We start from the raw sequence: 14818 nt of genomic DNA, 5'->3' as shown, positions 1-14818 counted from the left end.
AACGCTCTGGGCGGCACTCCGTCGCAGGAGACGCCGCCCTTGAGACCGCCGAAGGTCCTGCGGCCCTTTGCGCAGCCTCGCAGGCTCGGCAGCGGCTACAGAAGGCGCGCTGTTCTTTGTAGCCGCTGCCGCAGGCTGCGAACGGCTGCGCAGCAGGCGCTGCCCTCAAGGCCGCCGAAGGTCCTGCGGCCCTTTGCGCAGCCTCGCTGGCGCTCGGCAGCGGCTACAGCGCAACAACCGGGGCAGACTGCGGCATAATCGCCGCGCCCATTTTCAGGATGCCGCCATGAACGACAGCGAAAGCCTCAAGGATTACCAGCGTGTGCGCCAACTGGCGATCCGTTCGCTGTTTGAGATCATCGAGCAGTCCAGCGAAGGCACGGTGATCGTCGATCGCGACGCCAATATCGTCTGGATGAATGAGCGCTACGCCCGGCGCTTCGGCCTGGAATCGGCGGCCTTCGCCATCGGCAAGCCCTGCGAAAGCGTGATCCCCGGCAGCCTGCTGCGGGAAGTGGTACGCACCGGCCGCCCGATCCTGCTGGACATGCAGGACACCCCCAAGGAACCGCTGGTGGTGATGCGCCTGCCGATCCACGACGCCGCCGGCACGGTGATCGGCGCCATCGGCTTTGCCCTGTTCGACGAATTGCGCAGCCTGTCGCCGATGCTCAAGCGCTACCTGAGCATGCAGGAAGAATTGGCCTCCACCCGCTCTCTGTTGCGGGCCCGGCAGACCAAGTACAACTTCGCCCATTTCATCGGCACCAGCGCCGCCAGCCTGGAAGTCAAACGCCGGGCCCGACGCAGCGCCAGTGCCGAATCCCCGGTACTGCTGCAAGGCGAGACCGGCACCGGCAAGGAACTGCTGGCCCAGGCCATTCATGCCGCGTCGCCCCGAGCCCACAAGCCCTTTGTCAGCATCAACAGCGCGGCGATTCCCGAGGCGCTGCTGGAGGCGGAGTTCTTCGGCACCGCCCCTGGGGCCTTCACCGGCGCCGACCGCAAGGGCCGCGCCGGCAAGTTGCAGATCGCCCAGGGCGGCACCCTGTTCCTCGATGAAATCGGCGACATGCCCCTGCCCCTGCAAAGCAAGTTGCTGCGAGTGCTGCAGGAAAAAGAGTTCGAGCCGGTGGGCTCCAACGAAGTGATCCATAGCGATGTGCGGGTGATCGCCGCCACCTCCTCCGACCTGGAAGCGGCGATCAAGCGCGGCGAGTTCCGGGCCGACCTGTACTACCGGCTCAACGTGCTGCCCATCCAGGTGCCGGCCCTGCGCGAACGCCTGGACGATCTGCCGGCCCTGAGCGAAGGGATTCTCGAAGAGCTGCGCAGCCAGCATGAACTGGATCGCGAAGCCCTGGCCCTGCTGGCGCAACATGCCTGGCCGGGGAATATCCGCGAACTGCGCAACGTGCTGGAGCGCGCGGCGCTGCTCAGCGACGACCTGATACTCAATGCTGCGGACATTCGCGCGGCGATTGGCAGCTTCAGCCCGGTGCAACGCAATGCGGCCCCGGTGCCGGCCGAGTCGCCGAACCAGGACACCTTCGCCGCCGCCCGGGAGCGATTCGATCGGCAATTGATCAGCACCACCCTGGCGCAATGCGCCGGCAAGGTGGATGAAGCGGCCCGACGCCTGGGGCTGGGGCGCTCGACGCTGTACAAGAAGATGGCGGCGCTGGGAATCGCTGAGTCTCAATAACGAGACATAGATCCCGATTTAGAGACAACTGCTTTTGTCGCGAGGGGTTTACTCTCACTGGGCCGGACAGTGCCCCCAAACCCTTTGATTGCGGACTTTCTGATACAACCCGACGACCAGCCTGGGGAGTGCCGCGCACTCCAGCGGGAGCCTGCACCTTCGACTCACTGTCTCCATTTGGAGAATAAAATCTGGACAACACTCAAAAAAATAAAAAATACTCATATATTTCAATGATTTATCCATTTGGCACAGTTCTCGCTATAACGCTCTCCACACGCAACACCCGACAAAAATAACAATCCTGGAGAGACACACCATGAGTGTGATCATTGCCTTGGCAGCCCTGGCGCTGCTGATGCTGGCTGCCTACCGTGGCTACAGCGTTATCCTCTTTGCCCCCATCGCCGCCCTCGGCGCGGTGCTGCTCACCGATCCCTCTGCCGTGGCGCCCGCCTTTACCGGGGTGTTCATGGAGAAGATGGTCGGCTTCATCAAACTGTATTTCCCGGTATTCCTGCTGGGCGCGGTGTTCGGCAAGCTGATCGAGCTGTCGGGCTTTTCCCGCTCCATCGTCGCCGCCGCGATCCGCCTGCTGGGCACCCGCCAGGCGATACTGGTGATCGTTTTGGTCTGCGCCCTGCTGACCTACGGCGGGGTTTCGCTGTTCGTGGTGGTGTTCGCGGTCTACCCGTTCGCCGCCGAGATGTTCCGCCAGAGCAATATCCCCAAGCGCCTGATCCCGGCCACCATTGCTCTGGGTGCATTCTCCTTCACCATGGATGCGCTACCCGGCACCCCGCAGATCCAGAACATCATCCCCAGCACTTTCTTCAACACCACCGCCTGGGCCGCGCCCTGGCTGGGGGTGATCGGCACCATTTTCGTGTTCTGCGCCGGCATGCTGTTCCTCCAGCGCCAGCGCAACAAGGCGCAGAAGGCCGGTGAAGGCTACGGCACCGAGCTGCGCAACGAGCCGGAAACCGCCGAGGACCTGAAGCTGCCCAACCCCTGGCTGGCGCTGTCGCCGCTGCTGCTGGTGGGCATCATGAACCTGCTGTTCACCCACTGGATTCCCCAGTGGTACGGCAAGACCCACAGCCTCAGCCTGCCGGGCATGGCGGCGCCGGTCACCAGTGAAATCGCCAAGCTCACCGCCATCTGGGCGGTGCAGGCTGCGTTGCTGGTGGGCATTGTGATGGTGCTGGTGTGCGGCTACTCGGCGATTCGCAGCAAGCTCGCCGAAGGCAGCAAAAGCGCGGTCAGCGGCGCCTTGCTGGCCGCCATGAACACCGCCTCGGAATACGGTTTCGGCGCGGTAATCGCCTCCCTGCCAGGGTTTCTGGTGCTGGCGGACTGGCTGAAAAACATTCCCAACCCACTGGTCAACGAAGCCATTACCGTGACCCTGCTGGCGGGCATCACCGGCTCGGCCTCGGGAGGCATGAGCATCGCCCTGGCGGCCATGTCCGAAAGCTTCATCAGCGCCGCCCATGCCGCCAACATCCCCCTGGAAGTGCTGCATCGGGTGGCCTCCATGGCCAGCGGCGGCATGGACACCCTGCCCCACAACGGCGCGGTGATCACCCTGCTGGCAGTCACCGGGCTGACCCACCGCGAAGCCTACAAGGACATTTTCTGCATCACCCTGATCAAGACCCTGGCGGTCTTCGTCGTCATCGCCACTTTCTACGCCACCGGCATTGTGTGAGGTATTCATGACCACTCTTTCTGGCAAGACCGCCCTGGTCACCGGCTCCACCAGCGGCATTGGCCTGGGCATCGCCCTGGTCCTGGCCAAGGCCGGGGCCAAGCTGATTCTCAACGGCTTTGGCGATGCCTCGAAGGCCATCGCCGAGGTCGCACAATTCGGCGGCCAGGTCGGCCATCACCCGGCGGACGTCAGCGACCCGGCACAGATCGCCGAACTGTTCGCCTACGCCGAACGGGAGTTTGGCGGCGTCGATATCCTGGTGAACAACGCCGGCATCCAGCACGTGGCGGCGGTGGAGGAATTCCCCGTGGAGCGCTGGGATTCGATCATCGCCATCAACCTGTCCTCAGTGTTCCACAGCACCCGCCTGGGGCTGCCGGGGATGCGCGCCAAGGGCTGGGGACGGATCGTCAACATCGCCTCGGTGCACGGCCAGGTGGGTTCGGTGGGCAAGGCCGCCTACGTCGCGGCCAAGCACGGGGTGATCGGCCTGACCAAGGTGGTAGGCCTGGAAACCGCCACCAGCAACGTCACCTGCAACGCCATCTGCCCCGGCTGGGTGCTGACCCCGCTGGTGCAGAAGCAGATCGACGACCGGGTAGCGGCCGGGGCTGACCCGCAACAGGCCCAGCATGATCTGCTGGCGGAAAAGCAGCCGTCCCTGGAATTCGTCACCCCGTCGCAACTGGGCGAGCTGGTGCTATTTTTGTGCAGCGAAGCCGGCGCCCAAGTTCGCGGTGCGGCCTGGAACATCGACGGCGGCTGGCTGGCGCAATAACCCCGCGCCCTGCATCCGGCATTAGAATCAGTTTGCGTGCAATTCAAGAAAAACAAGAGGCATCCCATGTCCGAAATACTCTGGCAACCCAGCGCCGAGCGCATCAGCAAGACCCGCATGGAAGCCTTCCGGCGCCTGGTCAACCACCGTCACGACCTCAACCTGGCCGACTTTCCCGCCCTGCACCAGTGGAGCATCGACCAACGAGAAAGCTTCTGGCAGGCCATCGTCGACTTCTTCGAGGTCAGCTTTCACCAGCCCGCTGAATCCGTGCTGCGCGAAGTCCCGCAAATGCCCAGCGCCCAATGGTTTCCAGGGGCCACGCTGAACTTCGCCGAGCACCTGCTCAAGCGCCGGGACGACACCGTGGCGGTGGTGGCGATCAACGAGAACGGCCAGCGCGAACCACTGACCTACGCCGAACTGGCGGCCCAGGTCGCCGGCCTGCAGCGCAGCCTGCGGGCTGCCGGGGTCGGCCTCGGCGACCGGGTTGCCGCCTGCCTGCCCAACACCTGGCAGACCCTGGTGGGCATGCTGGCCAGCACCAGCCTCGGCGCGGTGTGGTCCAGCTGTTCGCCGGATTTCGGCACCCAGGGGGTGATCGACCGTTTTGGCCAGATCGAACCCAAGGTGCTGATCACCTGCGCCGGCTATCGCTACGCCGGCAAGGACATCGACCAGACCGCCAAGGTCAACGAGATCCTTGAGCGCCTGCCGTCCCTGGAGCAGTTGCTCATCGTGCCCTACGCCCGTCCGCAAGCCCGGGTCGAGGACTACCGTACCCAGGCCCGGGTCAGCCTCTGGGACGACTTCTATCAGCCCGACGGCGCACCCGAATTCGTCCCGGTGCCCTTCGCCCATCCGCTGTACATCCTCTATTCCAGCGGCACCACCGGGGTGCCCAAGTGCATCGTCCACGGCACTGGCGGGGTGCTGCTGCAGCACCTCAAGGAACACGGCCTGCACACCGACCTGGGGCCCGGCGAGCGGCTGTTCTACTACACCACTTGCGGCTGGATGATGTGGAACTGGCTGGTCTCGGCCCTGGCCACCGGCGCCAGCTTGGTGCTCTACGACGGATCGCCCTTCCATCCCTCCAACGAGCATCTGATCGACCTGATCGATAGCGAAGGCATCAGCGTCTTCGGCACCAGCCCCAAGTACCTGGCCGCCCTTGAAAAGGCTGGCAGCCGACCGCGCCTCAGCCACCGCCTGGACAGCCTCAAGACCCTGCTCTGCACCGGCTCGCCGCTGTCGCCACAGAGCTACGACTACGTGTACCGCGAGATCAAAAGCGACCTGTGCCTGGCCTCGATGTCCGGCGGCACAGATATCGTCGCCTGCTTTGTCGCTGGCAACCCGGTGCAAGCGGTGCGCCGCGGCGAGATGCAGGGCAAGAGCCTGGGCATGGCCATCGAAGTGTGGAACGACCAGGGCCAGCCGGTGACCGGCGAGAAAGGCGAACTGGTGTGCACCCGGCACTTTCCGAGTATTCCGGTGAGCCTGTGGCACGACCCGGACCAGAGCAAGCTCAAGGCCTCGTACTTCAGCCTGTTTCCCGGGGTCTGGGCCCAGGGCGACTACGCCGAACAGCTGCCCCATGGCGGCTGGCTGATTCACGGACGCTCGGATGCGGTGCTCAACCCGGGTGGAGTGCGGATTGGCACCGCGGAAATCTACCGCCAGGTGGAGAAACTGGAACAGGTGCTGGAAAGCCTGGCCATCGGCCAGAGCTGGGAACATGACGTGCGGGTGGTGCTGTTCGTACGCCTGCAGGATGGCGTGGTGCTCGATGAGCCGTTGCAGGAGCGGATTCGCCAGGTGATCCGCAGCAACACCACACCGCGCCATGTGCCGGCGAAGATCCTCGCAGTGACCGACATTCCCCGGACCATCAGCGGCAAGATCGTGGAGTTGGCGGTGCGCAATGTGGTGCATGGCCTGCCGGTGAAGAATACCGACGCCCTGGCCAACCCCGAAGCCCTGGAGCAGTTCCGCGACCGCGAGGAATTGCGCCACTGACGACGGCCAACCACCGCCGGCGCAGCCCTTCGCGACGCAGGACCTGTAGCCGCTGCCGAGCCCGCGAGGCTGCGCAAAGGGCCGCAGGACCTTCAGCGATCTCAAGAGCAGCGCTTCCTGCGACGCAGTGCCGCCCAGAGCGTTCGCAGCCTGCGGCAGCGGCTACAGAGACCGTTCAGCCCCTCTAGACTGGTCATCTGCCGCAAAAGCAGGTGAAAATAACCCCGCCAGAAACACCTACAATCCATCCGTTTGAATATGCACGGCATGTCCATGCGACTTTTCCAGTACGCGAGCCATGACCTTGCCGCGTAACACCGCTGCGCCCAGGACACACCCGACATGAATGCCCCCCACTCCGGCAGCGAAGCCGCCCACCTGATAGCCCGTCTGGACTGGTCCGCCACGGCCCTCGGTGAATCCGGCCACTGGCCCCAGAGCCTGCGTACCGCCGTGGACATCGTGATCCATTCGCCGATGCCGATGTTGCTGCTGTGGGGCTCCGAGCTGACCCAGATCTACAACGACGGCTTCGCCCTGCTGGCAGGCAACAAGCACCCCCAGGCCTTCGGCCAGCCGGCGCACCTGATCTGGCCAGAGCTGATGGACTTCACCGACCCGGTCTACCGCGCGGTGCTCAACGGCCAGGTGCGCAGCTTCAGCGAGCAGCGCTTCAGCCTGCAACGCAGCGACGGCACTGCACACGACCTGTGGCTGGACCTGACCTACAGCCCGATCCGCGATGAACGCGGCGACGTTGCCGGAATCCTGGTGACCGCCATCGAGACCAACGAGCGCCGGCGCATCGCCCTCGAACTGCAGCAGCGCTCCGACGACAGCCTGCGGGCCCAGCACGAGACCGAGGAGCGCCTGCAACTGGCCCTGGCGGCCACCGATGCGGTGGGCACCTGGGATTGGGACATTGGCGAAGATCGCTTTATCGCCGATACCCATTTTGCCCAGCTGCACAGCGTCGACCCGCAGCTATCCCGACAACTGCCCATCAGTGAGTACCTCAAAGGCGTGCACCCGGAAGACAGGGCCATGGTGGCCCGGAGCATCAAGCGCTGCATCACCCAGGGCAGCGAATACGCCGAGGAATACCGCCTGCAACTGGCCGACGGCCAGGTGCGCTGGGTGTTCGCCCGGGGTCGCTGCTACAAGGATCACCACGGCCGACCGACGCGCTTTCTCGGCGCCGCCCTGGACCTGACCGAGCGCAAGCAGATGGAGCAAGCACTGCGCCAGAGCCAGACCGAACTGCAACTGATCATCAACGCCATGCCAGTGCTGATCGGTTATGTCGACCACGAAGAGCGCTTTCGCCTGAACAACAGCGCTTATCTGGACTGGTACGGCCTGACCCCGCAGGAGCTGTACGGCAAGACCATCCGCGAAGTGGTGGGCGACGAGATCTACGCCACCCGCGCCGAGAACATTGCCGCCGCATTGGCGGGCAAGCCTTGCAGCTTCGAAGCCAACTCGCCCCACCGCGACGGCCGCCCGCGCCACGCCCTGATGAAGTACCTGCCCCGCCATGGCGCCGACGGTGCCATCAACGGTTTCTACATTTTCGTCATCGATGAAACCGAGCGCAGACAGACCGAGGAGGCTCTGCGCAACCTCAACGAAACCCTGGAAGAACGGGTCAACCGCCGCACCGAGGCGCTGGCCGCCGTCAACCAGCGCCTGCAGAACGAAATGTTCGAGCGCGAACGCGCCGAGGACGCCCTGCGCCACGCGCAGAAGATGGAGGCTGTGGGCCAGCTCACTGGCGGCATCGCTCACGACTTCAACAACATGCTCACCGGCATCATCGGCAGCCTGGACCTGATGCAGCGCTACATCGACAACGGCCGCAGCGATGAAATCGGTCGTTTCACCGAAGCCGCCATGTCCTCGGCCAAACGCGCCGCGTCCCTGACCCACCGCCTGCTGGCCTTCTCCCGACGCCAGTCCCTGGACCGCCAGCCCCTGGACCCGAACCAGCTGGTGCGCTCACTGCAGGAGCTGTTCAACCACACCAAGGGCGAACACATCCAGCTGCAGATGCAACTGGCGGACGAGGTGTGGCCGGTAAACACCGATGCCAGCCAGCTGGAAAACGCCTTGCTCAATCTGGTGATCAACGCCCGCGACGCCATGCCCGACGGCGGCCGACTGCTGATCGAGACCGCCAACAGTTACCTCGACGGCAGCGACATCAGCACCCTGGAGCCGGTCAAGGCCGGCGACTACGTGATGCTGGGGGTCAGCGACAACGGCGCCGGCATGAGCCCACGGATTCTGGCCAAGGCCTTCGACCCCTTCTTCACCACCAAGCCCATCGGCCAGGGCACGGGCCTCGGGCTGTCGATGATCTATGGTTTTGCCCAGCAGTCCGGCGGACACGTGACCATCAGCAGCGAGCCGGGCCAGGGCACCTGTGTGCGCCTGTACCTGCCGCGCCTGCACAGCGCGCCCCTGGAACCGCTGCAACTCACGGGCAGCAGCGAGGCGCCCCAGGCCATGGCCGGGGAAAGCGTGATGGTGGTGGAGGACGACCCGGCGGTGCGCATGCTGGTGCTCAACGTCCTCAGCGAACTGGGCTACCGCGCCATCGAGGCCGAGGATGCACGCAGCGCCCTGCCGTTGCTGGAATCGCCACTGCGCGTCGACCTGCTGGTGACCGACGTCGGCCTGCCGGGCATGAACGGCCGACAGCTGGCGGAAATCGCCCGCCAACAGCGCCCGGGGCTCAAGGTACTGTTCATGACCGGCTACGCGGAAAAGGCCGCCGAGCGCCAGGGCTTTCTGGAGCCGGGCATGGACCTGATGGCCAAGCCGTTTTCCATCGAAGAACTGGCGCAGAAGATTCGCCAGATGATCGGCCGCGAGTCCTGAATTCAGGCATAATCCGCGGCCGCCGATTTCCCGCTACAAGGTCACGCCATCATGAAAGCCCAAGCCCGCCACATCCTGGTGAAAACCGCCGAAGAAGCCGAGCAGCTCAAGCAGCGCATCGCCAAGGGCGAAGCCTTCGACGTGCTGGCCAAGAAATACTCCACCTGCCCGTCGGGCAAGCGCGGCGGCGACCTGGGGGAAGTGCGTCCGGGGCAGATGGTCGGCGCCATTGATCAGGTGATTTTCAAGAAACCCCTGCGCACCGTGCACGGCCCGATCAAGAGCAAATTCGGCTATCACCTGGTGCAGGTGTTCTTCCGCGACTGACGCCCCAGCACCAGCCCGTACCTCCCCGCCGTAGGAGCTGGCTTGCCAGCGAACGCGCCCTCACGCACAGCGCCCAGTTCAAAGGCCTCTTCGCCGGCAAGCCGGCTCCTACAAAACCGCCTCCCGGGGAAGCAACGCCCCAGGATGCTGAATCACCCGACTCGCCAATCGATGCCCGGCCTCTGCGGCCTGCACCGGGCTGCCGCCGCGCAAACGACAGGCCAGATAAGCCGCGCTGAAGGAGTCTCCCGCCGCCGTGGTGTCCACCACCTGCGCCACTGGCAGCGCCGGTATCTCATGACTCTCGCCGCCGCAACGCACCAGGCACGAATCCGCCCCGCGCTTGACCACCACCTCGGCAATGTTCGGGTAGGCCGCGAACACGCCATGGGCATAGTCATGGCCAAACAGTGCCTGCTCGTCCTCCAGGGTCAACAGCGCCAGATCCACATGCTCCAGTACCTGCAGATAGGCCGCTCGCGCCTGCTCCACCGAGGCCCAGAGCCTTGGCCGATAGTTGTTGTCAAACACGATCTGCGCCCGACGGATGCGCGCTTCCACCAGCAGGTCAATCAGCTTTTTGCGTCCCACCTCCCCGAGCACCGCCAGGGTGATGCCGCTGAAATACAACACATCGTAATCGCACAAGTCCGCCAGGATCGGCCCCGCCGCCGCGGTGTTGAAGCAGTCCCGTACCGCCGCCTCATTGCGCCAATACAGAAAACGCCGCTCCCCCCGGGCATCGGTCTGAATGCAATACAACCCCGGCAAACGCCCTGGCAGGCGCTGAACCTTTCCCAGGCCGATACCCTCCTGCGCCCAGCTCTGGCACATGGCATCGCTGAAGCTGTCGTAGCCCAGGGCAGTCACGTAATCCACCTGCGCCTGCTGCCCGAGCTCCCGGCACAGATACACCGCAGTGTTCAAGGTATCGCCACCAAAGCTCTGTTGCAGACTGCCGTCGTGACGCTGTTGCAGCTCGATCATGCATTCGCCAATGGCGGCAATGCGCTGCTTCCCGTTCATATTCTTGACCTCTCCTCAAAGCACACACCACCTTGTAGAACCTGGCTTGCCAACGAAAGCGTCCTCAGAGTTGCGCCCTAACCCAGGGTCTGTTCGTCGGCGGGCCGGCTGCTACGTTCAGAAGCAAGTTTCCAGACTCTCGATCACCTGCAGGCGCTCATCCACCAGCAAACCGGTGCGCCACTTGTCGAAGGTCAGGCACGGGTGCGATGTACCAAAGGAAATGATGTCGCCAATACGCAGCTCCACTCCCGGCGCCACGGTGAGAAACGCGTGCTGATCCATCACCGCCGTCACCTTGCACGCCGCGACATCATCACCGGCACCAGCCTCGGCTCCCGCGCGGTAACGCCGCAGCGGCACCGGCAAGCCAGCGTCATAGGCGACATCGCGCTTGCCCAGGGCCACCACCGCAAAGCCCGGCTCCGGCAGCGACTGCACATGGGCCCAGACCTCCATCGCCGGACGCAGGCCTTCGTGCAGATCACTGCGTCGATCCAACACACAGCACTGAGCCTCTTTGTAGATGCCGTGGTCATGGGCGACATAACTGCCCGGACGCAGCACGCTGAGGAAACGCCCCTTGGCGTTATGGGTCTCGAAGGACTCGGCGATCAGGTCGTACCAGGCCGAACCCGAAGCCGTGATGATCGGCCGCTCGATGGCAAACAAACCATCGTTGTGCAGATCCACCGCCAGACGCACCAGGGAATCGGCAAACTGGCGAATGCCACTGATGGCCTGGTCGCCGTGGATCACCCCTTCGTAACCTTCGATACCGCACAACGCCAAAGCTGGCTGCGCCTGGATCGCCTTGGCCAGGGCCAGTACTTCCTGCTCGCTGCGGCAACCGCAACGACCGCCCACCACGCCGTACTCGATCATCACCTTGAGGGTGACGCCACGCTGGGCGAAAAACGCCCCCAGATCGGCCACGTTATCCGGGTGATCCACCATGCAATAGAAATCGAAATCCGCATCCGCCAACAGCTCGGCGATCAACGCCATGTTCGGCGCCCCCACCAGCTGGTTGGCCATCAACACCCGGCGCGCGCCATGGGCGTAGGCGGCGCGAGTCTGTACTGCCGTGGCCAGGGTGATGCCCCAGGCGCCGGCGTCCAACTGCCGCTGAAACAGCGCGGGCATCATGCTGGTCTTGCCGTGGGGCGCCAGCTCGGCGCCGCTGTCACTGACAAACTTCTGCATCCAGCGAATGTTGTGTTCCAGCGCCTCGCGGTGCAGCACCAGGGCCGGCAGGCTGACGTCGCTCAGCAGACTCGCGCCGATAGCAGCGGCGCCCTTTTCCACCAGGGGCAGATTCAAAGCAGAAGACATGTTGGCACTCCTTATCAAGGCGGCTGCGCACAGCCGCGACAAAGTCATCAATCGTTGATACGCCGGGCCAGGCGGTTGGCGCTGTCGATCAGCACCCGGCGATAGTCCTGGTAATGGCTCTGCGCATCGGCCCTGGGCGCGACGATGCACAGGGTGCAGATGCACACCCCGTGCTCATCGCGTACCGGCGCGGCAAAACAATGGGTGAAGGTGTCGGCGACGCTGTCGAAGGAAAAGAACCCCTCCTCGGTGGCCTGACGGATTTCCTTGAGGAAGGTCTCCAGCGGCAGCCGCTCACCGTTAGGCAGCATGAAGTCCTGGTCATCGATCATCTCGACGATCTGCTCATCGCTCATATGCCCCAACAGCAACCGCCCGGAAGCGGTCCAGGGGATCGGCGCGTTCTCGCCAATGTCCGAGGTAATGCGGAAATTCCGCTCGCCCTCCTTCATCAGCGCCACGGTGTATTTGCGCCCGTTGAGTAGGCACATCTGCGCGGTTTCCCGGGTCTGACTGACAATTTCCTGCAACGCCTGATCAGCCTCGCGGCTCAGATCGAAATGGCGCAAATGAGCCTGCCCGAGAAAATACAGCTGGCGGCCCAGGTACACATGACCGTCCTTGCCTACCGGCTCCAGCACCCGCCGCTCCAGCAAGGACGCCACCAACTCATAGACCGTGGACTTGGGACTGCCAATGCCCTTGGCGATATCGTTGGGTCGCAGCGGCTGGCCGATCTCCTTGAGGAAATCGAGAATATCGAACGCCCGATCCAGGCCCTTGGCCCGGCGCTTGATGCTGTCTTCAGTCATCTACCCACCCCTATGCAAAACACAATCCCTGTAGCCGCTGCCGCAGGCTGCGAACGCCCTGAGCGACACGCCGTCGCAGGGGCCGCAGCGATCTCATCACCCTGCGCCCGCGTTGCGGTCGATCGCAGCCTCGCCCAGGCTCGGCAGCGGCTACAGAAGCGCACTCAAGGCTTCTTCTTGTAGGCCACACAATCGATCTCGACCTTGCAGTCAACCATCATGCTGGCCTGCACACAGGCCCGGGCCGGCGCGTGTTCGGGCTTGAAGTACTCGCCGAACACCTTGTTGAAACTCCAGAAATCCCGCGGGTCTTCCAGCCACACGCCAACCCGCACCACATCCTCCAGGCCGTACCCGGCCTCTTCGAGAATGGCCAGCAGATTGCGCATCGTCTGATGCGTCTGCTCGACGATCCCACCGTGAATGATCTCGCCATCCAACGCCGGCACCTGGCCGGATACATGCAGCCAGCCATCGGCTTCGACGGCGCGAGCAAAAGGACGCGGCTGGCCACCGCCTGCGGTGCTGCCGGTGCCGTAACGGGTGATGCTCATGAGAGATTCTCCTGGTTGAAGGTTGGCCATCTTGACGGCCATGCCCAAGAACGCTGTCCCACTCACCGTGCGTTGCTGCGCAGTCAATACCGCAGAAAACAACGATGGCCTGGAAAACGCCAAGGCTCTAAACAAAGAAACTCCGCCTAAAATATTCCGCTACAGCGGAATAAAATATGAAATAACGGAATTCGTGCCCGAGTGTGCCATGGAGAACAAAGGAGATAACAGAGGGAATGGCAAAACTTTCCGCAACGAGGAACGAGAGAGTATTAGAAACAGTCGTCAGCCTATGTCAGGCATTTCTGTATTTGCGGAGAACACGCTCAAGTGACCTGTGACGACGCTCGCCACCTTCTACATCCCGTTGCGTCGCGGCAGCCCGCGACCGGGTTTGGTCGTCCGAATATCCATGTGTTGCACGTGGCGGAACAACAAGCGCTGCAACTGCCGGAGCAGTAACCCAAGGCACAGCAACGGCTCCTGCTTTGCTCTGCTCAGATTTGCTCTGCCTTGGCTTTTGATCCTAAGCGCCCCGTTAACCACGATGGCCGAACGCAGGCATTGAGCCGTGGGCAACCCGGCAGGACGCCGGGTTAGCCGCCATCCGGCCAGGGACGGCCGGTGGCGGCGGCCCACGGATCAATGCCGGAGAGAGGGAATGCCGAGCCTCGGCGAGGCACCGAGTGGAGGGGCAAGACTTTTTGGTTCCTTTTGTGTCGTTTGACAAAAGGGACTCGCCGTAAGGGCGAAACCGCCAGTGGCCACACCCAAAGCAACGGATATGTACACCTGCCAAATCGGAGACTCAGGTTTACGCGCGCCGAAACGCCAGCCGATCGACCGAGAGCAAGCTCCCTCGCCACAGAGCTTGTATTGCCATGGCTGACAACTGGGTGACAGCGCAGCAACCGCTACCTACAACACCCAATCCACCGGTGTCCTCGATGCCGCCTTCGCTGGCAAGCCAGCGCCTACACAAGAAGCCCCATCGTGGGTGTCACCCCCGTGCCTGCCCCAAACTGTTACCCATGCGGGCAAACGACTTCCCCCATGGAAAGCCTGGCGCCCACAAGCCATCAATCAAAGTCAGCAACGCACAACACCCACCAAAGATTCCGCGCCCCCTGGCAGGCGACATAGGCAGAAGAAATAGTCGAATCCCTGGTCAACTCAGACCAATCGGAACTATCGAACCGATACACCACCAGCTCGGAAAACGGAGCCGCAAACACCGCCTCCAGCGCCTCATCCACCAACTTCCGAGCGTTGGCCAGGCTTAATCCACGGGTCGCGTGATGACACCCGCCCCGCAGCACCACCGCCAGCAACGAGCCCTCGAACTCATATCGATTCAGCATGGAAAAGGGCCCGAACTCAGACTCAATCTGCCCAATAGCCGTCGACCTGGCGAGGTTGCTGAAACGCTCCAGAAACTCGGCCAGTCGCGTTCTCTCATCCAACGCCTTGATTGAGGGATCTGGCTTGAAGAAGCTGGACACCACCTCGCCACACTGAGCAAGCACGGCAAGCAGTTCGACAAGGGGGGGCTTGTCGACGACGAACTCGCTGGCACCGGTAAATGGCACTACAGCATCGCGCTTCAGACTTTCATCTTGATTCATGATCGAGCACCCGACTTTGGCCACAAACAGGCAATCA

The 14818-nt window shown here is 63.4% G+C and carries 12 protein-coding genes; 7 read left to right on the top strand and 5 right to left on the bottom strand.

Annotated features, from left to right (window positions below):
- The first annotated feature begins 286 nt into the window (after positions 1–286).
- From PQT43_RS10870 to PQT43_RS10845, 6 genes are all read left to right on the top strand, one after another.
- Complete coding sequence (locus PQT43_RS10870) at positions 287–1705, top strand: sigma-54 interaction domain-containing protein (RefSeq protein WP_110653574.1); 1419 nt, start codon at positions 287–289, stop codon at positions 1703–1705.
- 319 nt (positions 1706–2024) lie between these two features.
- Entirely contained in the window at positions 2025–3416 is a 1392-nt protein-coding gene (locus tag PQT43_RS10865; protein WP_102881503.1) for a GntP family permease, read from the top strand.
- A 7-nt stretch (positions 3417–3423) separates the two neighbouring features.
- Complete coding sequence (gene hbdH, locus PQT43_RS10860; RefSeq protein ID WP_102881504.1) at positions 3424–4197, top strand: 3-hydroxybutyrate dehydrogenase; 774 nt, start codon at positions 3424–3426, stop codon at positions 4195–4197.
- 66 nt (positions 4198–4263) lie between these two features.
- The gene (locus PQT43_RS10855) at positions 4264–6219 is read left to right on the top strand and encodes an acetoacetate--CoA ligase (RefSeq protein ID WP_267268439.1); all 1956 of its coding nucleotides are present in this window, start codon (positions 4264–4266) and stop codon (positions 6217–6219) included.
- Positions 6220–6561: 342 nt separating this feature from the next.
- The gene (locus PQT43_RS10850) at positions 6562–9102 is read left to right on the top strand and encodes a PAS domain-containing hybrid sensor histidine kinase/response regulator (RefSeq protein ID WP_272753861.1); all 2541 of its coding nucleotides are present in this window, start codon (positions 6562–6564) and stop codon (positions 9100–9102) included.
- Between the two features lie 51 nt (positions 9103–9153).
- Positions 9154–9429 carry a peptidylprolyl isomerase gene (locus tag PQT43_RS10845; RefSeq protein WP_011061856.1) on the top strand — a complete coding sequence of 92 codons (276 nt, stop codon included), beginning with the start codon at positions 9154–9156 and terminating at the stop codon, positions 9427–9429.
- Between the two features lie 108 nt (positions 9430–9537).
- Here PQT43_RS10845 and PQT43_RS10840 read toward each other — a convergent pair whose 3' ends face one another.
- The 4 genes from PQT43_RS10840 to PQT43_RS10825 all read right to left on the bottom strand — a co-directional run bounded on the left by PQT43_RS10840 (position 9538) and on the right by PQT43_RS10825 (position 13156).
- On the bottom strand, positions 9538–10455 hold the full coding sequence (locus tag PQT43_RS10840; RefSeq protein ID WP_267268441.1) for a sugar kinase: 918 nt from the start codon (positions 10453–10455) through the stop codon (positions 9538–9540).
- 117 nt (positions 10456–10572) lie between these two features.
- Entirely contained in the window at positions 10573–11790 is a 1218-nt protein-coding gene (locus PQT43_RS10835) for an amino acid deaminase (RefSeq protein ID WP_123394471.1), read from the bottom strand.
- A gap of 47 nt (positions 11791–11837) precedes the next feature.
- On the bottom strand, positions 11838–12602 hold the full coding sequence (locus PQT43_RS10830) for an IclR family transcriptional regulator (RefSeq protein WP_102881510.1): 765 nt from the start codon (positions 12600–12602) through the stop codon (positions 11838–11840).
- Positions 12603–12766: 164 nt separating this feature from the next.
- A complete protein-coding gene (locus PQT43_RS10825) occupies positions 12767–13156 on the bottom strand; it encodes a RidA family protein (RefSeq protein ID WP_102881511.1) in 390 nt (129 codons plus the stop codon).
- 31 nt (positions 13157–13187) lie between these two features.
- On the opposite strand from PQT43_RS10825, the gene PQT43_RS10820 reads away from it, so the two are divergent.
- On the top strand, positions 13188–13490 hold the full coding sequence (locus tag PQT43_RS10820; RefSeq protein ID WP_267268442.1) for a hypothetical protein: 303 nt from the start codon (positions 13188–13190) through the stop codon (positions 13488–13490).
- Positions 13491–14235: 745 nt separating this feature from the next.
- On the opposite strand, the gene PQT43_RS10815 is transcribed toward PQT43_RS10820, so the two are convergent.
- Positions 14236–14781, bottom strand: a complete 546-nt coding sequence (locus tag PQT43_RS10815; protein ID WP_267268444.1) for a hypothetical protein — start codon at positions 14779–14781, stop codon at positions 14236–14238.
- Positions 14782–14818: the final 37 nt, after the last annotated feature.

The organism is Pseudomonas sp. BLCC-B112 (genome assembly GCF_028550695.1).
Classification (GTDB): Bacteria; Pseudomonadota; Gammaproteobacteria; order Pseudomonadales; family Pseudomonadaceae; genus Aquipseudomonas; species Aquipseudomonas danubii.
The sequence above is the reverse complement of the archived record's forward strand: the minus strand, read 5'-3'. Positions and strand labels throughout refer to the sequence as shown.

Excerpts from the sequence above, each read along its gene's own strand:
- PQT43_RS10835 (WP_123394471.1), bottom strand. The coding sequence starts at position 11,790 with ATGTCTTCTGCTTTGAATCTGCCCCTGGTGGAAAAGGGCGCCGCTGCT.
- PQT43_RS10825 (WP_102881511.1), bottom strand. The coding sequence starts at position 13,156 with ATGAGCATCACCCGTTACGGCACCGGCAGCACCGCAGGCGGTGGCCAG.
- PQT43_RS10840 (WP_267268441.1), bottom strand. The coding sequence starts at position 10,455 with ATGAACGGGAAGCAGCGCATTGCCGCCATTGGCGAATGCATGATCGAG.
- PQT43_RS10815 (WP_267268444.1), bottom strand. The coding sequence starts at position 14,781 with ATGAATCAAGATGAAAGTCTGAAGCGCGATGCTGTAGTGCCATTTACC.
- PQT43_RS10855 (WP_267268439.1), top strand. The coding sequence starts at position 4,264 with ATGTCCGAAATACTCTGGCAACCCAGCGCCGAGCGCATCAGCAAGACC.
- hbdH (WP_102881504.1), top strand. The coding sequence starts at position 3,424 with ATGACCACTCTTTCTGGCAAGACCGCCCTGGTCACCGGCTCCACCAGC.
- PQT43_RS10865 (WP_102881503.1), top strand. The coding sequence starts at position 2,025 with ATGAGTGTGATCATTGCCTTGGCAGCCCTGGCGCTGCTGATGCTGGCT.
- PQT43_RS10850 (WP_272753861.1), top strand. The coding sequence starts at position 6,562 with ATGAATGCCCCCCACTCCGGCAGCGAAGCCGCCCACCTGATAGCCCGT.
- PQT43_RS10845 (WP_011061856.1), top strand. The coding sequence starts at position 9,154 with ATGAAAGCCCAAGCCCGCCACATCCTGGTGAAAACCGCCGAAGAAGCC.
- PQT43_RS10870 (WP_110653574.1), top strand. The coding sequence starts at position 287 with ATGAACGACAGCGAAAGCCTCAAGGATTACCAGCGTGTGCGCCAACTG.
- PQT43_RS10830 (WP_102881510.1), bottom strand. The coding sequence starts at position 12,602 with ATGACTGAAGACAGCATCAAGCGCCGGGCCAAGGGCCTGGATCGGGCG.